The 22,435-nt window shown below is 62.3% G+C and carries 16 protein-coding genes and 7 tRNA genes; 7 read left to right on the top strand and 16 right to left on the bottom strand.

The features are described from left to right. Positions 1–67 precede the first annotated feature (67 nt). Positions 68–3,358: a sensor domain-containing protein gene (locus ACN8M7_RS10015; protein WP_490260647.1), complete on the top strand. Its 3,291-nt coding sequence runs from the start codon at positions 68–70 to the stop codon at positions 3,356–3,358. A gap of 43 nt (positions 3,359–3,401) precedes the next feature. Here ACN8M7_RS10015 and ACN8M7_RS10020 read toward each other — a convergent pair whose 3' ends face one another. Together ACN8M7_RS10020 and ACN8M7_RS10025 are read right to left on the bottom strand one after the other, a co-directional pair. Further along, positions 3,402–3,851 carry an Hsp20 family protein gene (locus ACN8M7_RS10020; RefSeq protein ID WP_061239008.1) on the bottom strand — a complete coding sequence of 150 codons (450 nt, stop codon included), beginning with the start codon at positions 3,849–3,851 and terminating at the stop codon, positions 3,402–3,404. Between the two features lie 114 nt (positions 3,852–3,965). Continuing rightward, entirely contained in the window at positions 3,966–4,913 is a 948-nt protein-coding gene (locus ACN8M7_RS10025; protein ID WP_490260648.1) for a tRNA dihydrouridine synthase, read from the bottom strand. A 96-nt stretch (positions 4,914–5,009) separates the two neighbouring features. Here ACN8M7_RS10025 and ACN8M7_RS10030 point away from each other — a divergent pair, with 96 nt between their 5' ends. Beyond that, a complete protein-coding gene (locus ACN8M7_RS10030) occupies positions 5,010–5,405 on the top strand; it encodes a hypothetical protein (RefSeq protein WP_490260649.1) in 396 nt (131 codons plus the stop codon). 6 nt (positions 5,406–5,411) lie between these two features. Here the strand turns inward: ACN8M7_RS10030 and ACN8M7_RS10035 are convergent, their stop codons facing one another. After that, complete coding sequence (locus tag ACN8M7_RS10035) at positions 5,412–5,861, bottom strand: acyl-CoA thioesterase (protein ID WP_490260650.1); 450 nt, start codon at positions 5,859–5,861, stop codon at positions 5,412–5,414. Between the two features lie 222 nt (positions 5,862–6,083). Here ACN8M7_RS10035 and ACN8M7_RS10040 point away from each other — a divergent pair, with 222 nt between their 5' ends. Continuing rightward, positions 6,084–7,922: a sensor domain-containing diguanylate cyclase gene (locus ACN8M7_RS10040; protein WP_490260651.1), complete on the top strand. Its 1,839-nt coding sequence runs from the start codon at positions 6,084–6,086 to the stop codon at positions 7,920–7,922. Here ACN8M7_RS10040 and ACN8M7_RS10045 read toward each other — a convergent pair. The 10 genes from ACN8M7_RS10045 to ACN8M7_RS10090 form a co-directional block, all read right to left on the bottom strand. Next, the gene (locus ACN8M7_RS10045; protein WP_490260652.1) at positions 7,892–8,731 is read right to left on the bottom strand and encodes an alpha/beta hydrolase; all 840 of its coding nucleotides are present in this window, start codon (positions 8,729–8,731) and stop codon (positions 7,892–7,894) included. The genes ACN8M7_RS10040 and ACN8M7_RS10045 overlap by 31 nt on opposite strands. Before the next feature lie 23 nt (positions 8,732–8,754). Then, positions 8,755–9,294, bottom strand: coding sequence for a TetR/AcrR family transcriptional regulator (locus tag ACN8M7_RS10050; protein ID WP_490260653.1), 540 nt, complete (start codon positions 9,292–9,294; stop codon positions 8,755–8,757). A gap of 185 nt (positions 9,295–9,479) precedes the next feature. Next, positions 9,480–9,555, bottom strand: a tRNA-Glu gene (locus ACN8M7_RS10055). A gap of 48 nt (positions 9,556–9,603) precedes the next feature. Continuing rightward, positions 9,604–9,679 (bottom strand) — tRNA-Ala (locus ACN8M7_RS10060). 47 nt (positions 9,680–9,726) lie between these two features. Further along, positions 9,727–9,802: transfer RNA gene (locus ACN8M7_RS10065), tRNA-Glu, on the bottom strand. Positions 9,803–9,850: 48 nt separating this feature from the next. Continuing rightward, positions 9,851–9,926: transfer RNA gene (locus ACN8M7_RS10070), tRNA-Ala, on the bottom strand. A 48-nt stretch (positions 9,927–9,974) separates the two neighbouring features. Continuing rightward, positions 9,975–10,050: transfer RNA gene (locus tag ACN8M7_RS10075), tRNA-Glu, on the bottom strand. Positions 10,051–10,110: 60 nt separating this feature from the next. Next, positions 10,111–10,186 (bottom strand) — tRNA-Ala (locus tag ACN8M7_RS10080). A 243-nt stretch (positions 10,187–10,429) separates the two neighbouring features. Next, on the bottom strand, positions 10,430–11,911 hold the full coding sequence (gltX, locus tag ACN8M7_RS10085; protein WP_490260654.1) for a glutamate--tRNA ligase: 1,482 nt from the start codon (positions 11,909–11,911) through the stop codon (positions 10,430–10,432). A gap of 33 nt (positions 11,912–11,944) precedes the next feature. Continuing rightward, on the bottom strand, positions 11,945–12,865 hold the full coding sequence (locus tag ACN8M7_RS10090; RefSeq protein WP_490260749.1) for a LysR family transcriptional regulator: 921 nt from the start codon (positions 12,863–12,865) through the stop codon (positions 11,945–11,947). 107 nt (positions 12,866–12,972) lie between these two features. On the opposite strand from ACN8M7_RS10090, the gene ACN8M7_RS10095 reads away from it, so the two are divergent. After that, positions 12,973–14,022: an HlyD family secretion protein gene (locus ACN8M7_RS10095; protein ID WP_061239603.1), complete on the top strand. Its 1,050-nt coding sequence runs from the start codon at positions 12,973–12,975 to the stop codon at positions 14,020–14,022. Beyond that, the gene (locus ACN8M7_RS10100) at positions 14,012–15,565 is read left to right on the top strand and encodes an MDR family MFS transporter (protein ID WP_061239605.1); all 1,554 of its coding nucleotides are present in this window, start codon (positions 14,012–14,014) and stop codon (positions 15,563–15,565) included. Before ACN8M7_RS10095 ends, ACN8M7_RS10100 begins: the two co-directional genes overlap by 11 nt. 261 nt (positions 15,566–15,826) lie before the next feature. Here the strand turns inward: ACN8M7_RS10100 and uvrB are convergent, their stop codons facing one another. After that, the gene (uvrB, locus tag ACN8M7_RS10105) at positions 15,827–17,842 is read right to left on the bottom strand and encodes an excinuclease ABC subunit UvrB (protein WP_490260655.1); all 2,016 of its coding nucleotides are present in this window, start codon (positions 17,840–17,842) and stop codon (positions 15,827–15,829) included. Between the two features lie 244 nt (positions 17,843–18,086). Between uvrB and ACN8M7_RS10110 the strand changes: the two genes are divergently transcribed. Together ACN8M7_RS10110 and ACN8M7_RS10115 are read left to right on the top strand one after the other, a co-directional pair. Beyond that, on the top strand, positions 18,087–19,283 hold the full coding sequence (locus ACN8M7_RS10110; RefSeq protein WP_061239609.1) for an amino acid aminotransferase: 1,197 nt from the start codon (positions 18,087–18,089) through the stop codon (positions 19,281–19,283). A 228-nt stretch (positions 19,284–19,511) separates the two neighbouring features. Then, a tRNA-Asn gene (locus ACN8M7_RS10115) sits at positions 19,512–19,587 on the top strand. Positions 19,588–20,015: 428 nt separating this feature from the next. Here the strand turns inward: ACN8M7_RS10115 and ACN8M7_RS10120 are convergent. After that, positions 20,016–20,339 (bottom strand): ComEA family DNA-binding protein, encoded by a 324-nt coding sequence (locus ACN8M7_RS10120; protein ID WP_490260656.1) that lies wholly within the window; start codon positions 20,337–20,339, stop codon positions 20,016–20,018. 94 nt (positions 20,340–20,433) lie between these two features. Then, the gene (locus ACN8M7_RS10125) at positions 20,434–22,434 is read right to left on the bottom strand and encodes a polysaccharide biosynthesis protein (RefSeq protein ID WP_490260657.1); all 2,001 of its coding nucleotides are present in this window, start codon (positions 22,432–22,434) and stop codon (positions 20,434–20,436) included. Position 22,435: the final 1 nt, after the last annotated feature.

The raw sequence follows: 22,435 nt of genomic DNA on the forward strand, positions 1-22,435 counted from the left end.
TAAGAAAATGTCTACATGCCATTAATGCCCGCCCCGCGCACCGCGCACTCCTGAGGAAGGTTCGGCCATGTCCAGATCGACTGACCAGACCCCACCCCTACCACATATACCGGCGATGGATCCCGCCGAATTCGAGCAGACCTGGCAGGACGCGCCGCGTCTGCTAGCGGCACTGAATGGCGCCCAGCTCGGCACCTGGTACTGGGACATTCGCAGCGGCCAGGTCAGCTGGTCTCGCGGCGCCCAGGCCCTGTTCGGGCTGGACCCCAATCGCCCGATGACGCGCGAACTGCATTACATCGAACTGATCCCCGAAGAGGAACGCGCCGAGGTTCTGGCCAAATTCAACGCCATCCTCAAGGGCGAGCAGATCGCCAACGCCCTGCGCCATCGCATCCGCTGGCCGGATGGTAGCCTGCACTGGCTGGAGATCACCGGCAGCCTGCAACGCGAGGCCGACGGCCGCCCGCGCATGTTCGGCGTGATCCGCGACATCAGCGCCCAGCAGGAACGTGCCGACGCCCTGCGCGCCTCCGAGGAGCGCTTCGCCAGCCTGTTCCGCCTGAGCCCCGACATCATGATGCTGGTACGTTACGACGACAGCGAGATCATCGAGGTCAACCAGCACTTCACCCAGGCCTTCGGCTGGACGGCCAGCGAAATTCTCGGCCGCCCTACCCTCGATCTGAACCTCTGGGTGCACACCAGCCAGCGCAACCAGTTGCGCGAGCAGGCGCCGCAGAGCCGCGAACCGGTGATCCAGGAAGTCCAGCTACGCACACGCAGCGGGGTGATTCTCGACGGCATCCTGTCGAGCCAGTACATCGAACTGCAGGGTGATCGCCTGATGCTCTGCACCTTCCTCGACACCAGCGAGCGCAAGCGGGCAGAAAACGCGCTGCGCGCCAGTGAGGAAAAATTCGCCAAGGCCTTCATGCACACCCCTGACGCGATATCCATCACCGACCGTGTGACGGGCCGCTTCATTGAGGTCAACCCCAGTTTCGAACAGCAATTTGGCTGGAGCAGCGCCGAAGCCGTGGGCCGCACCTCCCTCGAGCTGGGCGTCTGGGCGGACCCGAATGACCGCCAGCGCATGCTCGAAGCGCTGCAGAGCGGACGCCTGAACAACCTCGAAGTACGCCTGTTCAGTCGCGACGGCAGGGTCACCACCAACCTGTTGTTCGGAGGCGAGATCGAACTGAACGGCACCAGCTACCTGGTACTCACCGTGCGCAACATCACCGAGCAACGCGCGCAGGAGCAGGCGCTCAGTGAGAGCAAGCAGCGCCTGCGCCTGGCCCTGGAGTCCGCCGACCTGGGCACCTGGGACTGGCACATTCCCAGTAACCGACTGTTCGCCAGTGCTCGGGCGTCACAGCTGCAGGGCCTGGAGTCGCTACCATTCGAGGGTGCCTTTCTCGACTTCTTCCGCCAGGTGCCGATGGACGATCGGCGCGGCCTGCGCCAGAGCTACCAACAATTGGTCGAGCAGCGCCGCAGCCACTATCAGGTGACCTATCGGGTCCTGCGGGAAGATGGCGGCCTGCGTTTTCTCGAGAGCACCGCCAAGCTGCAACTCGACGATGCCGGCCAGCCGCTGCGCATGGTCGGTACGCTGGTCGATATCAGCGAGCGGGTGCTGCGCGAACAGCGCCTGCAGGCCTCGGAAGAGAAGTTCGCCAAAGCCTTCCACTCCAGCCCCGATGCCATCACCATCACCGAGCGTGATAGCGGCCGCTATATCGAGATCAACGAAGGCTTTACCCGGATTACCGGCTATCAGAGCGCGGAGGTAATCGGCCGCACGGTGCACGAGCTGAACATCTGGGCCTACCCTGAAGAGCGCATACGCATGATCGAGCACCTGACCCAGCAGGGCCAGGTGCTGCACATGGAAATGCACGGTCAGCACCGCGATGGCGAGGTGCGCCTGGTCGAAGTCTCGGTGCAACCTATCGAACTCAATGGCGTGCCTTGCCTGCTGCTCACTGCGCGCGACATCAGCGAGCTCAAGCAAGCCCAGGCACAGGTCCAGCACCTGGCCTACCATGATGCGCTGACCAACCTGCCCAACCGCGCCCTGCTGATGGATCGCCTGACTCAGCAGATCGCCCTGCTCAAGCGCCACGACCTGCGCGGCGCCCTGCTCTTCCTCGATCTCGATCACTTCAAGCACATCAACGATTCGCTCGGCCACCCGGTCGGCGACTCCGTGTTGCGCCTGGTCACCGCACGCCTGGAAGCCAGCGTACGCCTGGAGGACACCGTGGCACGCCTGGGTGGCGACGAATTCGTCGTGCTGCTCTCCGGTCTGGAGGGCAAACGCTCGGAAGTCACCCGCCAAGTACGCCAGGTCGCCGAAAAGCTGCGCCATCTGCTGGCCGAACCGATGCTGCTGGACGGCCACCGCCTGCAGGTCACCCCGAGCATCGGCGTCGCCCTGATTCCCGACCATGGCAACACCCCGGCAGATCTGCTCAAGCGCGCCGATATCGCCCTGTACCGCGCCAAGGACTCCGGGCGTAATGCCATCCAGCTGTTTCGCAGCACCATGCAGGACGCCGCCAGCGCCCGCCTGCGCCTGGAAAACGATCTGCGCCTGGCCCTGGCGCGCGGCGAATTCGAGCTGCACTTCCAGCCCCAGGTCGATGCCCGCGATGGCAAGGTGGTCGGCGCCGAAGCCCTGCTGCGCTGGCAGCATCCGCAACTGGGTCCGCAGTCGCCCGCGCAGTTCATCCAGGTTCTCGAGGAAAGCGGGCTGATCGTCGAAGTCGGTGGCTGGGTGCTGGTCGAGGCCTGCCACTTCTGCTCGCGACTGCTGGCTGACAACCTGATCGATGGCGAGCGCTTCAGCCTGTGCGTCAACATCAGTCCCCGGCAGTTCCGCCAGCACGACTTCGTCGAACGAGTCGCAGGCAGTCTGCGCGACAGCCAGCTGCCCAACGCCATGCTCAAACTGGAAATCACCGAAGGCATCGTCATCCAGAACATCGACGACACCGTCGGCAAGATGCTGCGACTGAAGAAGCATGGCGTCAGCTTCGCCATGGACGACTTCGGCACCGGCTACAGCTCGCTGACCTACCTCAAGCGCCTGCCGGTGGACATGCTGAAGATCGACCAGTCATTCGTGCGCGACGCCACCAGCGACCCCAATGATGCCGAGATCATTCGCGCCATCGTGGCCATGGCCCGCAGCCTGGGCCTGGCACTGATCGCCGAGGGCGTCGAGCAGCAGGACCAGCTGGACTTCCTGCAAACGCAGGGTTGCCACCTCTATCAGGGCTACCTGTTCAGCAAACCGCTACCGCAGGATATTTTTCGCGAGCTGCTGGGCAACCAGAAAGCCCAATGAAAAAAAGGCGCCCCGCAGGGCGCCTTTCTCGTCAGCTATCGGCTCAGTTTTCCAGCGCCGGACGCTGGCTGCCGATAGGAATGCGCTTGGCCTTGGCCTCTTCCGGCACGATGCGCTCCAGCTCGACATGGAGCAGACCGTTGACCAGGTCAGCCCCCTTGACCTCGATATGGTCGGCCAGGCGGAACGACAGCTTGAAAGCGCGCTGGGCAATGCCCTGATGCAGGTAGCTGATGCTCTCGGCGCTGCGGTCACGCTTGTTGCCGATCACGGTGAGTACGCCCCGCTCGACCTGCAGTTCCAGGTCACTCTCTTCGAAGCCGGCAGCCGCAACCACGATGCGGTAGTGGTCCTCGCCATGCTTCTCGACGTTGTAGGGCGGGTAGGAGCTGCCGGCATCGTTGCTACGCAGGGCAGACTCGAAAAGATCGTTGAAACGGTCGAAACCGACGGACTGGCGAAACAGAGGGGCCAGGGACAGTACGTTGCTCATGAGTAATCTCCTGAAAATTTCAGCAAGTGTCATATCGCGGAACCCGACTTCGGCATCCCGCAGTCACTTATCTGAGGTCGCTCGGAAATTTTTCAAGAGCCAGGAAATCGCACCCTACGTAGGCAGCGCCAGCAACTGATCGATACGCTGACAATCCTGCTCGCGGCGAACCTCGGCGAACAACGCGACAGCCTGCGGATAGGTGCGCGTGAGCATCGCCAGCCATTGCTTCAGGCGCCCCGGCGCATAGCGCGGCACCAACTTGCGCCGCGCCTGCTGCCAGAAGTCGAGCAGCAGCGGCTGCAGTTCGGCCCAATTCATTTCCTCCGGCTCGCCACCGGCCCTGACGGCAGCGATCTGCCGCGCCAGCCCGGGGCGGGAAACCAGCCCTCGCCCCAGCATGATGTCGTCCACACCACTGATCTCGCGGCAACGGCGCCAGTCGTCCAGCGTCCACACTTCACCATTGGCGAATACCGGCACGCCGACCACATCCTGCACGCGCGCCACCCACTCCCAGTGAGCCGGCGGCTTGTAGCCCTCGACCTTGGTCCTGGCATGCACGACGATCTGACTGGCGCCGCCCTCGGCAAGCGCTCGTGCGCAGTCCAGCGCCCCCTCCTTACCCTCGAAGCCCAGGCGCATCTTCGCAGTGACCGGAATCGCCGCCGGCACCGTGCGCCGCACCTCACGGACGATGGCATGCAGCAACTCCGGCTCCTTGAGCAACACCGCGCCACCTCGCGACTTGTTCACCGTCTTGGCCGGGCAACCGAAGTTGAGATCGATCACTGGCGCGCCGAGCGTGCAGGCGAAGGCGGCGTTGTCCGCCAGACACTGCGGATCAGAACCAAGAAACTGCACGCGCATCGGCGTACCGGCCTGCGTGCGCGAGCCATTGAACAACTCGGGTGCCAGCTTGTGATAGGTGGCAGCCGGCAACAGCCGTTCGCTGACGCGAATGAACTCGGTGACGCACCAGTCGATGCCGCCGATGCGGGTCAGCACGTCGCGCAGAATCTCGTCGACCAGCCCTTCCATGGGCGCCAGGGCGATTTGCATGAGGTTGTCCGGAAAAATGGGGCGCACAGTTTAAGGGGTCGCGCACGACGCGCAAGATGGGCCACACTGGTTCATCGTCAAACAGGAAAACTCACCATGCGTTATCTCGCGCTGATCGTCCTGGGTATCTGTTGTCTGGACGCGCAGGCCAACGATGGGTTGCCAGGCAACATCGCCCCCATGCCAGCCGATCCGGTTGCCGATGCGCCGGCCCGTCTGATACTCAGCCGCGACATGAATGCACCGAATGCCTGCGACGTGGAGATCTACGTCAACCGGCAGGTGGTGGCGAAACTTGGCCCCGGCGAGCACACCAGCCTGGACCTGCCCAGCGGCGAGTTGAGCGTCGCCGTGGCCATGTCGCCAGATGGCTATTGCGGCGGCCTCGGGCCGGACGTGGCGCAGTCCGTCATCCTGCAGCCCGGCGAAACCCGCCAGTTGGCCGTCATGGTCGAAGCCGAGCAGGTGTTTCTCGCCCCGCTCAATGACTGAGCGGCCTTACAGCTCCAGCGGATAAGGCGGCATCAGCGCCTTGCCATAGCCCTCGACGAATTCCGCCGGCATGCGTTTGGGGCGCCCACTGGACAGCTCGATGCAGACGAAGGTGGTCTTCGCGCGCAGCAAGGTCAGGCCATCCTCCGGGCGCACCAGCTGAAAACGTCGATCCATCTTCAGACGCTGATCGGACTCGACGATCCAGGTTGCCATCTGCAGATGCTGACCTTCGTAGGCGCTGGCCAGGTAGTCGATCTCATGACGCACCACCGCCATGGCGCGGTCCAGACGGCGATACTCCACCAGGTCCAGCCCGAGAAACTGCGAGTGCCGCCAGGCGCAACGCTCCAGCCAGCTGACGTACACCGCGTTGTTGGCATGGCCAAGGCCGTCGATGTCCTCCGCGCTCACTTCGATATCGATGACGAAGGGGTTGGGCAACTCCCAATTCATGACTGTACCTCCAGGTTTGCAGCCTGCACGCAGCAAGCTGAGCGATCCGGTTTCTGGCGTGACCGCGCATCCTCGGCGGCGTTCGATCAGATGCCGCATGATACGCGGCGCAGCCTCTCCCTGCAGTGCGAGCTTTCATCGCACCATCGTCGCGCGCCATAATGCAGCGCACTCGCCCGCGAGCCCGAGAACGAGCAATTGACTGCCATCCTGCGCCTATTGATGCTTCTGCTAGTGCCAGCGCTGACCTGGGCGCAAAGCATGCCGTTGCCGATCGGCCAGACGCCGGCGCTGCCCGGCCCCTACATGGAGTACTGGGAAGACTCTGGCGGTGGGGCCGACATCACCGATGTCCGTGCGCTACCCGATTCTGCCTGGCAGGCGGTAGCACGGCGCGATGCCAGCTTCGGCTACAGCGGCAACAGCTACTGGCTGCGCCTGGACGTAAACAACCCGCATAAACGCTCGCTTGGCTGGGTGCTGTTGATCGGCAATCCATTGCTCGATCAACTCGACGCCTACGGCCTGGACGGCAAGCGCATCTATCGCGCCGGCGACCAGCGTCCCTTCGACTGGCGCTGGGTCGAACACCGGCAGCTGGTCCTGCCCCTGCATGTGAAGCCAGGCGAGCAACAGCGCATCTGGCTGCGCATGCAGACCGACGGCTCGGCCAACCTCAGCGCCAGCCTGATGACACGCGAGGCCTTCGACCATCAGGAACAACGCAGCCTGTTGCTCCAAGGCCTGTTCTTCGGCGCCCTGCTGGCGATGCTGATCTACAGCCTGAGCATTTTCTGCATCACCCGCGACCGCAACTACCTCTGGTACAGCCTGTTCGTCGCCAGCTTCGGTCTCTACCAGTTCATCCAGCTCGGCTTCGCCCTGCAATGGTTGTGGCCCAACGCCCTTGCCTGGCATCAACTGAGCTTCCCCTTCAGCTCGGCACTGGCGACGCTGTGCGGCATTCACTTCACCTATGGCGTACTGGAGCTGGGGCAAGCGGCCAGGCCCTATCGCTGGAGCGTCAATGCACTCAAGGCCGGCGCCTGGCTGGTGCTGGGCATGGCGCTTTTCGGGCCCTACGCGCCCGCCCTGATCGGCAGCTTCGTGCTGGTCGCGGCCTGCGCCCTGGCCGCCTTCGTCATCACCCTGCTGCGCTGGCGCGGTGGTTACCCGGCTGCGCGCCTGTTCGCCCTGGGCTGGTTCGTGCTGATCGCCGCCAGCCTGGCCAGCATCCTCACCGGCACTGGGCTGCTGCCGTACTCCCAGCTGACACAGCACGCCCAACAGATTGGCGGCCTGATCGAAATGACGGTGTTCTCCATCGCCCTCGCCTCGCGCATTCGCCTGATACAGGACGCCGAACGCCAGGCCCAGGCCAAGCTGATAGAGCAGGAGCGCCGCCTGCGCAACGAGCAGACCAAGCACCTGGAACTGCAGACACAGATCAGCGACAGCCTGGAGCAGCGCGTACAGGAGCGAACCTCAACACTGCAGGACACCTTGCAGCAGCTATCCAAGGCCAACATGCGGCTGGCCGAGCTGAATCGCCGCGACGGGCTGACCGGCCTGTTCAACCGCCAGACACTCAGCGAAGAACTGACGCGCGCCTGCGCCCGTGCCGAGCGCAGCCGCCAGTCGCTGGCGGTCTTGATGCTGGATCTGGATCACTTCAAACAGGTCAATGATCGCTACGGCCATCTCGCTGGCGATGCCTGCCTACGCCATGCAGCCCAGCGCATCCAGCAGCGCCTGCGCAGCAGCGACCTGCTGGCGCGTTTCGGCGGCGAGGAGTTCGTCGCCTTGCTCGACAGCACCGACCTCACCGGCGCGCTCGACCTGGCCGAACAACTGCGCGAGGACCTCGCGCGCAATCCCTGCTCTTACCAGCAGCAGTCGATAGCACTGAGCCTGAGTATCGGCCTGCACGCCGCAGTGCCGAGCGACCCTGGCTGCGCAGAGCACTGGCTGGAGCTGGCAGACCGCGCCCTGTATCGCGCCAAGGCGGGCGGGCGCAACCGCGTGGTCAGTTACGAGGCCAGGGCCTTCAACGACGCCTGAGGCACGTGCTCCAGCAGCTTGAGCACGGCCTGCAGGATCAGAGGATCACTCAGCAAGCGCTGATGTCCGCCTGCCGGCAGACGCAGCAACTGACTGTCGAACCAGGCCTCGTGGATCAGATCGGCCTCGCCCACCGGCACGACCGGGTCATCCTCGGCATGCACGACCAAGCCTGGCACGTCCAACTGGTAACGCTGCACATCGAGATGGGCCGCGGGAATGCCTGCCGTCGTTTCCACCTGGCGAACGAAGTGCGCTCGCGCCTCCGCCGGCAGGCCCATGAACCGCGCGAAGCCGCGCAACACACCCAGGATGCGACTTGGCGCAGCAATGGTCACCAGGGTCTCGCTGCGCAAGCCCATTTGCGTGGCCAGCAACACGCTGGCGCCCCCCATCGAGTGACCAATCACTGCGCGTAACGGCGGCAGTTCACTGGCGGCCTCGAGCAATGCACGTGCAAACAGCACCACATTGGCCTGACGCCCAGGCGAACGGCCATGGGCAGGCGCATCCAGCGCCACGACGCCATAGCCGGCGTCGACCAGACCGTGGATCAGCTGCGCGAACTGGGTTGGACGCCCTTCCCAACCATGCATCAGCAGCACCGTCGGCCCGCTCCCCCAGCGCAGCGCTGACAGGCCAAAGCGCAGGGTGATGCGCTCGGCACTGGCCAGCAACGGCAGCTCCCAGTCCCGCGGCGGCAGCCTGCGCGGCGTCATGAAGCGCTCGCGCAAGCGGCTGGCGATCAATTGCGGGGCTACCCTGCCCAGCGTAGCGTTGACACCTCGCACCCAGGTCATCTGATTCATCACCTTGTTCCTCTCGCTCGATTTCAGACAACTGCCGCCTTGGCGGCCCGCAATACCCGGTCGGACAGCTCGCCAGGCCCCAATGCCCGAGCCAGCGCCAGACCACCGATCATCAGCGCCAGATCAGCCAGCGCGACATCCGCTTCCTCCGGCGTGGCGCTCATATGCGCCGCCATCAATTCAGTGTGCTCGGCCAAAGACTGACGAAAGCCCGCCGACAAACGCGAGATTTCCGCCAGCGAACTCGGCAGCGGGCAGCGATCCTCAGCATCGTCACGGTGCCTGCGCGAGAGATAGAACGCCGCCAGCAGCACCCGACGCTCCCTGCCAGACAGGCGCTGATCGCACTCGGCAAAGCGCTCGCGCCTCAGCTCGAGCAACTGGCGGAAGGCTTCGAGCATCAGTGCGTCCTTGCTGGCGAAATGCGCATAGAAACCGCCCACCGTCAGCCCCGCCGCCGCCATCACTTCAGCTACTGCCGGGTCACTGGGGCCACGCTCGGCGAGCACACGGCCAGCTGCGGCGATGATGCGTTGACGGGTTTCGCTTTTACGCTCGTTCATGACCATCGCCTTAATATGATGCATGCAATATTACATCCATCATATTAACTTGCAAGCCGCTACCGAGACCGCTGGTCCGCCTGGCTAAACCGCCACCTGAGGATTCAGAAATAAAAAACGCGCAAACAAAAAGGGGCCACCTCGTAAGAGGTGGCCCCTGGGTTCCGCAAATGCGGCAAGAAAAATGGCGTCCCCTAGGGGACTCGAACCCCTGTTACCGCCGTGAAAGGGCGGTGTCCTAGGCCACTAGACGAAGGGGACGAAACCTTCGAACGACAAGGCCAGCACTAGGCTGGCCTTGTGTGTGATTGGTGGAGCTAAACGGGATCGAACCGTTGACCTCTTGCATGCCATGCAAGCGCTCTCCCAGCTGAGCTATAGCCCCGAAACCTTGCGGTCGGTTCGCAACACTTGCGCGCTGCGTCTGGAATATGGCGTCCCCTAGGGGACTCGAACCCCTGTTACCGCCGTGAAAGGGCGGTGTCCTAGGCCACTAGACGAAGGGGACAAAACCTTCGAATAACAAGGCCAGCACTAAGCTGGCCTTGTCAGTGTTTGGTGGAGCTAAACGGGATCGAACCGTTGACCTCTTGCATGCCATGCAAGCGCTCTCCCAGCTGAGCTATAGCCCCGAAACCTTGCGGTCGGCTGCAACGCCTCAGCGTTGCGGCTGGAATAAGTGGCGTCCCCTAGGGGACTCGAACCCCTGTTACCGCCGTGAAAGGGCGGTGTCCTAGGCCACTAGACGAAGGGGACGCAAGACCCTGATCGTGAACCGACTCGCATCGATTCTGGCACTCCCTAAGGAGCCGAGATTGGTGGAGCTAAACGGGATCGAACCGTTGACCTCTTGCATGCCATGCAAGCGCTCTCCCAGCTGAGCTATAGCCCCATCTCGAGGACGGGGCGCATGTTAAGAGCGCCCCGATTGCCTGTCAACAACATTTTTCCTGCCGGCCCAAAGTTTTTGCCACTAGAACAATTACTTAGAACCCACGGAGGATAAAAGTTGAGTGTAGGAGGGACTTTCGACTCTGGCATCCTGCTTCGTTCTACCTCCTGCATCCATGCAGTCGTAGCCGCGACAACACCAGCCGTCGCGGCTAAAACCTCTGCTACAGGTTCACGCCTCAGCTCAGTTGATGGCCGCCAGCAGCTTCTCCCACTCCTTGGCCTCTTTCTTCGAGGTGCCACCGAGCAGCTCCAGCGCCTGGCGCAGACGGAAACGAGTCAGATCCGGGCCGAGAATTTCCATGGCATCGAGTACCGATATCGAGCTGGCCTGACCGGTGATCGCGGCGAACATCAGCGGCATGGCATCACGCAGCTTCAGCTCCAGATGCTCGACCACGGCCTGGATGCAGCCGGTGATGCGCTCCTTTTCCCACTGGCGCAGCGACTCGAGCTTCCACAGGATCAGCTGCATCAGCTGGCGCACCTGATCGGCCGAGAGCTTCTTGTGCTCGAACAGCTTGGCATCCAGGTTCAGACCACCAGAGAAGAAGAAACCGGCCAACGGTGCGATCTGGCTGAAGGTTTCCACCCTGCCCTGTACGTGCGGCGCGATCTTCATCAGGTATTCAGGATTCAACGCCCACTTCTGCACTTCAGCGGCAAAGGTTTCCACCGGCAGCTCACGCAACCACTGGCCATTGAGCCAGGACAACTTCTCCAGATCGAAGATCGGCCCGCCCAGCGACACACGGTTGATGTCGAAGTGCTCGATCATCTCAGCCAGGGAGAACTTCTCGCGCTCGTCCGGCATCGACCAGCCCATGCGGCCGAGGTAGTTGAGCATGGCCTGCGGCAGATAGCCCATGCGCTCGTAGAAGGTGATGCTGGTGGGGTTCTTGCGCTTGGACAGCTTGCTCTTGTCCGGATTGCGCAGCAGCGGCATGTAGCACAGCGCCGGCTGCTCCCAGCCGAAATATTCGTAGAGCTTGATCAGCTTGGGCGCCGAAGGCAGCCATTCCTCGCCGCGCAACACGTGGGTGATGCCCATCAGGTGGTCATCGACCACGTTGGCCAGGAAGTAGGTGGGCAGGCCGTCAGCCTTCATCAGCACCTGCATGTCCATACGATCCCATGGGATCTCGACATCGCCACGCAGCATGTCCGGCACTACGCAGACGCCCTCGCTCGGCACCTTCATGCGCACCACGTGCGATTCGCCCGCAGCAATGCGACGCTGTGCCTCGGCCGGCTCCATGTGCATGCAGTGACCGTCGTAACGTGGGGTTTCCTTGTTGGCCATCTGCTGCGCGCGCACTTCATCAAGGCGCTCGGCGGAGCAGAAGCACGGGAAGGCATGGCCCTTGGCGACCAGCTCGTCGGAGTATTTCTTGTAGATCTCGCCACGCTCGCTCTGCCGATACGGGCCGTGCGGGCCACCGACGTCCGGGCCCTCGTCCCACTCGATGCCCAGCCAGCGCAGGGCATCGAAGATCTGCTGCTCTGATTCGCGGGTCGAACGCAACTGGTCGGTGTCTTCGATACGCAGGATGAACTGGCCACCGTGCTGGCGAGCGAAGCACAAGTTGAACAGTGCAATGTAGGCGGTGCCAACATGAGGGTCGCCGGTTGGCGATGGCGCGATACGGGTACGGACGGTGGTCATGAATGCTCTCGGAAGGAAGACACGAGGTTTGAATCAAGCGGGCGATGTTAGCAGGCCGGCGGCCCCTGGCTCCAGCAACCCGCCACGGGTGATGGGCAAGCTGGCGATCAGGAAGTCGAGGAAGGTCTTGACCTTCATCGCCTGGAAGCGCCGCGACGGGTAGATCGCGTAGACCTCGCCCACCGGCAGTCGCGCTTCAGGCAACAGTTCGACCAGGCGCCCACTGCGCACCGCATCCTCGCTGATCATCACCGGCAGCCCGGAAATACCCGCGCCAGCGAGGGTCGCCTCACGGGCGAAGGTGATGTTGTTGCAGGTCATCACCCGCTGACAGGGCAGATGCTCGCCCAGCAGCGGCCAGTAGCGCGGGGCATCGTGCTGCAGGAGGATCGCCCGATGCCCCTCCAGCTCGGCGACACTGCGCGGCGTACCATGCGCAGCCAGATAGGCAGGGCTCGCGCACAGGCGCCGGCCGCTCTCGAACAGTTTGCGCGCAATCAAGGTGGAATCCTGCGGCTGGCCGACCTGGATGGCGATGTCCACGCCCTCCTCCAACGGATCCACGGCGCGCGAGGTCAACTCGACCTCGGCATCGATCTGCGGGTACTGGCGCATGAACTCGCCGAGCACACGCCCGAGGAACAACTGGCCGAACTCGATTGGCGAAGTGATCCGCAGCAGCCCCGAGGGCTCGCGCTGCAACTGCATCACCGCCTGCTCGGCCTCGGCGAAGTCGAGCATGATCTGCCGACAGCGCTCGTAATAAGCCTGCCCGACTTCGGTCAGGCGCAACTTGCGCGTGGTGCGATTGAGCAGGCGCACCCCAAGACGCTCCTCGAGCAGCGCGATGCGCCGGCTCACGGTCGACTTCTGCATACCAAGATGGGTCGCAGCCTGGGTGAAGCTGTGACACTCCACCACCCGGGTAAAGATCAGTGCATCATCAAGCCCCATCATTGTTCCTCATACGCAACAAAGCATGCCGGACCTAGAGTCTACTAGCGCAAAGGGAACACTGTTAAATTTACTTGCATTTCCCTGCCGCGTCCCGAGCCTCAAGCATGCCCGTCAAACTGCAACGCCGTCTTTTCGTCTTCGTGATCCTGCTGGTGCTGATCGCTGGCGCCCTGCTCGCCCACTGGCTACTGGTCGGCCGTTACCACGAGAGCACTGACAACGCCTATGTGCAGGGCGAGATCACGCGCGTCTCCAGTCAGTTGAACGCGCGCATCGAGAAGGTGCTGGTACGGGACAATCAGCCCGTGGAAGCCGGCCAGTTGCTGGTCGAATTGGAGAACAGCGATTTTCGCCTGGCCCGCCAGCGCGCCCTCGCCGCCCTGGAAACCCATCGGGCCGAACGCGCCCAGGCGCAAAGCAAGCTCGACCAGCAAGCCAGCCTGATTGCCGCCAGCCAGGCCGACGTCGCGGCCAGCCTGGCGACTCTTGATCGTGCCAAGCTCGATCTCGGCCGCGCGCAGACCCTGCGCAAGCCTGGTTATGTCTCCGAAGAACGGGTCACCACACTGGCGGCCGACAACCGCGTGGCCCGCTCGCAGGTGGCCAAGGCTCAGGCCGACCTGCAAGCGCAGCGTCAACAGGTCGCCAGCCTGGACGCCGAGCTCAAGCGCCTGGACGCGTTGATTCTCTCCGCCCAGGCCGATCTGGAGCAGGCCGACCTCAACCTGTCGCGTACGCAGATCCTTGCGCCGATCAGCGGCATCGTCGGCCAGCGCTCCGCGCGTGAAGGCCAGGTGGTACAGAGCGGCGCCTATCTGTTGTCGCTGGTGCCGGACCAGGACATCTGGATCCAGGCCAACTTCAAGGAAACCCAGATCGGCCGCATGCGCCCGGGGCAGAAGGCAGAGCTGCTGTTCGACAGCTACCCGGACACGCCCATCGAAGGCCACATCGACAGCCTGTTCGCAGCCTCCGGCGCGCAATTCAGCCTGCTGCCGCCAGACAACGCCACCGGCAACTTCACCAAGGTGGTGCAACGCATCCCGGTCAAACTGACCTTCGCCGCCGACAACCCGCTGCGCGGACTGATTCGCCCCGGCATGTCGGTAGACGTCAGCGTGGACCTGCGCAGCGACGACAGCCATGGCGGGTGATGCACTGATCCGCGCGACGGCAGAGCCCAGCCGCCGCGACTGGATCGCCGTGATGAGCGCCATGCTCGGCGCCTTCATGGCGGTGCTGGACATCCAGATCACCAACTCCTCGCTCAAGGACATCCAGGGCGCGCTGTCCGCGACACTGGAGGAAGGCTCGTGGATTTCCACGTCCTATCTGGTGGCCGAGATCATCATGATCCCGCTGACCGCCTGGCTGGTGCAGCTGCTCTCGGCGCGGCGCCTGGCGGTCTGGGTGTCGGTGGGATTTCTGATCGCCTCGCTGCTGTGCTCCATGGCCTGGAGCCTGGAGAGCATGATCGTGTTTCGCGCGCTGCAGGGCTTCACCGGCGGCGCACTGATCCCGCTGGCGTTCACCATGACGCTGATCAAGCTGCCCGAGCATCACCGCGCCAAGGGCATGGCCCTGTTCGCCATCACCGCCACCTTCGCCCCTTCCATCGGGCCGACACTGGGCGGCTGGCTGACCGAAAACTGGGGCTGGGAATACATCTTCTACATCAACGTGCCGCCCGGTCTGATCATGATCGCCGGCCTGCTCTACGGCCTGGAGAAGAAGGCGCCGCACTGGGAACTGCTGAAGACCACCGACTACGCCGGCATCGTCACCCTGGGCCTGGGCTTGGGCTGCCTGCAGGTGTTCCTCGAAGAAGGGCATCGCAAGGACTGGCTGGAGTCGCAGTTGATCGTGGGCCTGGGCAGCGTGGCGCTGGTCAGCCTGATCCTATTCGTCATCCTGCAGATCTCCCGCCCCAACCCACTGATCAACCTCGGCGTACTGCGCGAACGCAACTTCGGCCTGGCCAGCATTTCCAGCCTGGGCCTGGGCGTCGGTCTCTACGGCTCGATCTACGTGCTGCCGCTGTACCTGGCGCAGATCCAGGGTTACAACGCCATGCAGATCGGTGAAGTAATCATGTGGATGGGCGTGCCACAGCTGTTCCTCATCCCGCTGGTGCCCAAGCTGATGAAGATCATCTCGCCGAAATGGCTGTGCGCCCTGGGTTTCGCCCTGTTCGGCGCGGCGAGTTTCTTCTCCGGCGTGCTCAACCCGGACTTCGCCGGCCCGCAGTTCAACCATATCCAGATCGTCCGTGCCCTCGGCCAACCGCTGGTGATGGTCACGGTGTCGCTGATCGCCACGGCCTACATCATGCCGCAGGATGCCGGCTCGGCCTCCAGCCTGTTCAACATCCTGCGCAACCTCGGCGGCGCCATCGGCATCGCCCTGCTGGCCACCCTGCTCGACGCTCGGGCCAAGGTCTACTTCGACTACCTGCGCGAATCCATCGTGCCGACCAACCCGCAGGTGGAGGAGCGCCTGCACCTGCTGACGCAGACGCTGGGCAGCGAACAGGCGGCCCTGGCCAAGCTCAGCCAGATCGTGCATGAACAGGCGATCATCATGGCCTACAACGATGCCTTCCATTTCATCGGCATCGCCCTGGCGGTGAGCATGCTGGCGATTCTGCTGACGCGAAAGCTGCCGCAGAACATGGCAGGCGGCAGCGCGGCACATTGAGACGCCTACCACGTAGGGTGGATGCCGCCTTTTTACATCCACCAGATGGTGGATCGATTAAGCGTGATCCACCCTACTTCGGCCTCTCATCTGTAGGAGCGGCTTCAGCCGCGAACTCAGTCGCAAAGTGAATGCCGTTTTTACATCCGCCGTGGCAATGGATCGATAAGGCGTGATCTACGCACGGGAACACGTGGAACCGTGGGAGGGGCTTCAGCCGCGACCGTCGCCGCTAAAGCGCCTCCAACACTCACTGCCACATCACACCTGCAACAGCCGATCCCTCAGCTTCTGAATCTCGTCACGCAACTGCGCCGCGGCCTCGAACTCCAGATCGCGCGCCAGGGCATACATCTTCTCTTCCAGCTGGCGAATGCGCTTGGTGATCTCGCTGGGCGAGCGCAGCTCGGCCTCGTAACGGGCGCTCTCCTCCGCCGCCTTGGCCATGCCCTTGCGCTTGCTGCTGCGCGCGCCCGGCACGACGGCGCCCTCGAGGATGTCCTTGACGTCCTTCTGCACGCCCTTGGGTACGATGCCATTGGCCTCGTTGAAAGCGATCTGCTTGGCGCGGCGGCGTTCGGTCTCGCCGATGGCGCGCTGCATCGAGCCGGTCATGTTGTCGGCGTACAGAATCGCTCGGCCGTTTAGGTTGCGCGCCGCGCGGCCGATGGTCTGGATCAGCGAGCGCTCGCTGCGCAGGAAGCCCTCCTTGTCCGCATCGAGGATCGCCACCAGCGACACCTCGGGCATGTCCAGGCCCTCGCGCAACAGGTTGATGCCCACCAGCACGTCAAACGCGCCCAGGCGCAGATCGCGAATGATCTCCACCCGCTCCACGGTGTCGATGTCCGAGTGCAGATAGCGCACCTTGACGTCGTGATCGCCCAGATAATCGGTCAAATCTTCGGCCATGCGCTTGGTCAGGGTGGTGACCAACACGCGATCCCCCGACGCCACCCGCAAGCGGATCTCCGAAAGCAAATCATCGACCTGAGTGCGCGCCGGGCGCACCTCGATCTGCGGGTCGACCAGGCCGGTCGGTCGCACCAACTGCTCCACCACGCGCCCGGCATGCTCGGCCTCGTAGGGCCCAGGCGTGGCAGAAACGAAAATGGTCTGCGGGCTGGCCGCCTCCCACTCCTCGAAGCGCATCGGCCGGTTATCCAGCGCCGACGGCAGGCGGAAGCCGTATTCCACCAGGGTCTCCTTGCGCGAGCGGTCGCCCTTGTACATCGCGCCGACCTGCGGCACCGAGACATGGGATTCGTCGATCACCAGCAGCGCCTCGTCCGGTAGATAGTCGTACAGAGTGGGCGGCGGCGCGCCAGATGGGCGCCCCGAGAGGTAGCGCGAGTAGTTCTCGATACCGTTGCAGTAGCCCAGCTCGAGGATCATCTCCAGATCGAAGCGCGTGCGCTGTTCCAGGCGCTGCGCCTCCACCAGCTTGTTCGCCCCACGCAGGTATTCCAGGCGTTGCTGCAGCTCGACCTTGATGTGCTCCACCGCCTCCAGCAGGGTTTCGCGCGGCGTGACGTAGTGACTCTTGGGATAGAAGGTGAAGCGCGGCAGTTTCTGGATCACCTCGCCGGTCAGCGGATCGAAGGCGCTGATGCTCTCCACCTCGTCGTCGAACAGCTCGACGCGAATGGCCTCGAGATCCGATTCCGCCGGAAAAACGTCGATCACATCACCACGCACACGGAAGGTGGCGCGGGCAAAATCCATGTCATTGCGCGTGTACTGCAACTCGGCCAGACGGCGCAGCAAGGCGCGCTGATCCATCTTGTCGCCGCGGTCGAGGTGCAGCACCATTTTCAGGTACTCCTCGGGGCTGCCCAAACCGTAGATCGACGACACGGTGCAGACCACGATGACGTCCTTGCGCTCGATCAGCGCCTTGGTCGCCGACAGGCGCATCTGCTCGATATGATCGTTGATCGACGCGTCCTTCTCGATGAAGGTATCCGACGACGGCACGTAGGCTTCCGGCTGGTAGTAGTCGTAGTAGGAGACGAAATACTCCACCGCGTTGTTCGGGAAGAATGCCTTGAACTCGCCGTAGAGCTGCGCGGCCAGGGTCTTGTTCGGCGCCAGCACCAGGGTCGGGCGCTGCACCTGGGCAATCACGTTGGCGATGGAAAAGGTCTTGCCCGAGCCGGTTACACCCAGCAGGGTCTGGTGCGAAAGACCGGCCTCCAGCCCCTCGACCATCTGCCTGATTGCCTCGGGCTGATCGCCGGCAGGTTTGAAGCGGGTCACTAACTGAAACTCGGACATGCACACCTCGACGAATGACTGTGACGCATCCGCTCGGACTGCGTCAAAAGCCATGAATTGCGGGGCGATCCGGCGATAGGTCCAGGTAGAGTCGAATTACCTGGCAAAAGGCCTTAATTCAGGGCTTTGCGCTGTCGCCCCCTGGATTCAGGGTCGTTATACTAACGCCCCGATTACGCGCCCCCTAGCGCTTTTGTCGGGGACGCCTGGCCACCCACCCCTCACTCGAGTTGCCACACCCATCATGAGTCTCTTCTCTGCCGTCGAAATGGCTCCGCGCGATCCCATCCTGGGCCTCAACGAAGCATTCAACGCGGACACCCGCACTACCAAGGTCAACCTTGGCGTGGGCGTCTATTACAACGAGGAGGGGCGAATTCCGCTGCTGCGCGCCGTCGCAGAAGCCGAAAAAGCGCGCATCGAGGCCCACGCACCGCGTGGTTACCTGCCGATCGAAGGCATCGCCGCCTACGACAAGGCCGTGCAGGAACTGCTGTTCGGCAAGGGCGCTGCCCTGATCGAAACCGGCCGTGTGATCACCACCCAGGCCCTGGGCGGCACCGGCGCACTGAAAATCGGCGCTGACTACCTCAAGCGCCTGCTGCCAGACGCCACCGTGGCCATCAGCGATCCGAGCTGGGAAAACCACCGCGCCCTGTTCGAGTCCGCCGGCTTCCCGGTGCAGAACTATCGCTACTACGACCCGTTCAGCAACGGCGTGAACCGCGGCGGCATGCTCGAAGACCTGCGTAACCTGCCAGCACGCTCCATCGTCGTGCTGCACGCCTGCTGCCACAACCCGACCGGCGTCGACCTACAGCTGGAAGACTGGAAAGCCGTGCTGGAAGTCCTGCGCGAGCGCGAGCATGTGCCCTTCCTCGACATCGCCTACCAGGGCTTCGGTGACGGCATCGACCAGGACGCCGAAGCCGTGCGCCTGTTCGCCGAGTCGGGCCTGGAGTTCTTTGTCTCCAGCTCCTTCTCCAAGTCGTTCTCGCTGTATGGCGAGCGCGTCGGCGCCCTGTCGCTGGTCACCGCCAGCCGCGAAGAATCGACCCGCGTGCTGTCGCAGCTCAAGCGCGTGATTCGCACCAACTACTCCAACCCGCCGACCCATGGCGCCACCGTGGTCGCCAACGTACTGAACAGCCCCGAACTGCGCGCCATGTGGGAAGCCGAGCTGGGCGAAATGCGCGACCGCATTCGCAGCATGCGCCTGGCCATGGTCGAGCAACTCGCCGCACTGGGCGCCAAACGCGACTTCGGCTTCGTCGCGCAGCAGCGCGGCATGTTCTCGTACTCCGGCCTCACCGTGGAGCAAGTCGAGCGCCTCAAGGAAGAGTTCGGCATCTACGCCGTCGGCACTGGCCGTATCTGCGTCGCCGCGCTGAACCAAGGCAACCTGGACAGCGTCACCCGCGCGATCCATGCCGTGCTGTAAGCCCTGGCAATGAATAAAAACGCCGGCCCATAAGCCGGCGTTTTTATTTGTATCGAACAACTGTAGGAGTGGCTGGGCGACATTCCGTTTCAGCCGCGATCCACCAACACTGTCGCGGCTAAAGCCCCTCCCACGATAGCGACGCAGAACCAACCGTATCCACACTATGCAGAAGCCGCCACAAAGTGTTGACTTCTCTTTTTTAATCAGTAACATACGCGCCGTTGTTCCGCGATAGCTCAGTCGGTAGAGCAAATGACTGTTAATCATTGGGTCCCTGGTTCGAGTCCAGGTCGCGGAGCCAAATTCAAGAACCCAGCCTAACTGCTGGGTTTTTTATTGCCTACGGACTCTCACCAGGGACTGCGTCCCAGGTTATTCGCTCCACTCTCCCCTTCGGGGCCGCGCTGAAGCGCGTTCAGCTGCGCTGTCGAGTCCAGGTCGCGGAGCCAAATTCAAGAACCCAGCCTAACTGCTGGGTTTTTTATTGCCTGCGGACTCTCACCAGGGACTGTGTCCCAGGTTATTCGCTCCGCTCACCCCTTCAGGGCCGCACTGAAGCGCGTTCAGCTACGCTGTCGAGTCCAGGTCGTGGACTCGGTCATACCGGGGCTTTTTTGTGCCTGCGGAACGCTTTTCGCAGGGCTTGCCGCCTTCCCCACGACAATTCGTGCACCCTACAAACACAAAAGGCCGGTCAGAGACCGGCCCAAACAGAAACGCCGCCAGGCGTCAGTTCACACTCAACTTGTCGCGATTCTTCTCCAGCGTCGCTTCACCAATCCCCTTCACCTCAAGCAACTCATCGACCGAAGCGAAGTTACCATGCTCCTCGCGGTACGCCACGATCGCCTGCGCCTTGGTCGCACCAATACCCAACAACTCACGCTGCAGTGTTGCAGCATCGGCGGTATTAAGATTGACCACAGCTACCTGTGCCAGCTGAACGGCAGCAGGCTTGGCACTTTCGGTTTTCGGAGGTTCAGCTGCGGTAGCAGCCAGAGAGAAAGAAGCGAGAACAGCAAACAGCAGGGAGGATAGACGGAGTTTTAGCATGATTGCATTCCTTTGTCGTATGTAGATCCAAGTGCGGTTTCAAGCCGCACTAAAATCAACCTAGACGCTATCTCCCAGCTGTCAAATCATCACCTCAACGCTCCCGGTTTCGGAGATGAATCCAGTCGACGATCTCACCTTCCGGCACATAACCATGCACTGTTTCACGAAGAAGCACTCGCACGCGAGCGTAATCATCCTCACTGACCGCAGCCAACAACTCCTGCAAACGGGCCTTGAGCTCACCCCAGGGCAACATGTCCTCTTCCGCGCGCATGATCATCGGATGTTCGGTCGGCTTCACGTCCTCGCCAATCAATAGCTCCTCATAGAGCTTCTCGCCCGGACGCAACCCGGTGAACTCGATGGATATATCGCCATGAGGAGTACGCTCATCCCGCACACTCAAGCCGGACAGCCGAATCATCTTTTCGGCGAGATCGGCAATCTTCACCGGCTCGCCCATATCCAGCACGAAAACATCACCGCCCTGCCCAAAAGAACCCGCCTGGATGACGAGCTGCGCCGCTTCGGGGATCGTCATGAAATAGCGGGTAATGTTCGGATGCGTCACCGTCACCGGCCCACCGAGCTTGATCTGCTCCCTGAATAGCGGAATGACCGACCCGGAAGAACCAAGCACATTACCGAAGCGCACCATGGTGAAACGGGTCTTGTTGACGTGATGAACACCCAGCTCATCACCGAACAACAATGGTGCAGATTCACGGCTCAGCGCCTGCAGCACCATCTCAGCCAAGCGCTTGGTGCTGCCCATGACATTGGTCGGCCGCACCGCCTTGTCAGTGGAGATCAGCACAAAATTGGCAACACCCGCCTTGATCGAGGCCTGCGCGGCATTGAGCGTACCGACCAGGTTATTGAGCACACCCTCGGCAACGTTATGCTCGACCATCGGTACGTGCTTGTAAGCAGCCGCGTGATAAACGGTGTTTACACGCCAAGTCTGCAGAATATCGAACAAACGCTCGAAGTTACGGATAGACCCGAGAATCGGCACCAGCTTGATCGGCAGTGACTCCCGCTCGATTCGCTGCTGCAACTCACTGTGGATACTGTAGAGATTGAACTCGCTGTGCTCGAAAAGCAGCAACGTACGAGCGCCGCTCGCCAGGATCTGCCGACACAGCTCCGAACCAATGGAGCCGCCAGCGCCGGTCACCAGCACCACCTGATTTTTGATGCAGCGCTCGAACAGATCCTGTCGAGGCGGCACAGCATCACGGCCCAAAAGGTCGGCGATATCGACCTCCTGAAGGTCTTCGACCTTTACCCGGCCGCTGGCGAGATCCATAAACCCAGGGATGCTGCGAACATGCAGCGCGTAAGGCTCCAGCGCTTCGAGAATTTCTCGCCTGCGTGCCCGGGGAATAGAGGGCATTGCCAGCAAAACCTCTGTCACACCCGTTTCATCGATCATTTGCTGAATATGCTTGGGCGTGTAAACACGCAACCCCGCAATCGTGCGAGTCGCAATACCGGAATCATCATCAATGAATGCAGCCGGACGCATCGCTTTACCCAAACGCAAAGCTGCTACCAGCTGATTACCAGCCGCCCCGGCTCCATATATGGCGACCTTGGAAGTGCCTGACTCGACATCGCGCCGGCGGGCGATCGGTTCGAACCAATCCCCTATGAAGAACTGGCGCATGGTCAGACGCAAACCACCCAACAGCAGCAGGCTCAGCCACCAATAATTAAAAACCATGGACCTTGGAACGAGCGCTGTCGGGCCGCGATACCAATAAACCGCCAGAGACAACACCAACGCAGACAAGGTAACCGCCTTGGCTATCGTCACAAGGGCGTCATTGCCTACGTAGCGCATTACTGCACGATACATCCCCAATCTGATAAAGATCGGGAGAGCAATTGCAGGCGCCAGTAAAAACAGCCAGCCATGACCAGAAAAAGGTCTGGCAGCATCCAAATCTCCCATGCGAACGGCAAACGACAGCCACAGCGCCATCCAAATAAGTAGCACGTCAACAGCAAGTTGAAGAACACGCTTTTGCCGACGAGACAAATGCAAAAGAGATTGGCGTAATAACTCTATTCGTCGACGAATCATC

The organism is Pseudomonas spartinae, assembly GCF_965197125.1.
Classification (GTDB): domain Bacteria; phylum Pseudomonadota; class Gammaproteobacteria; order Pseudomonadales; family Pseudomonadaceae; genus Aquipseudomonas; species Aquipseudomonas composti_A.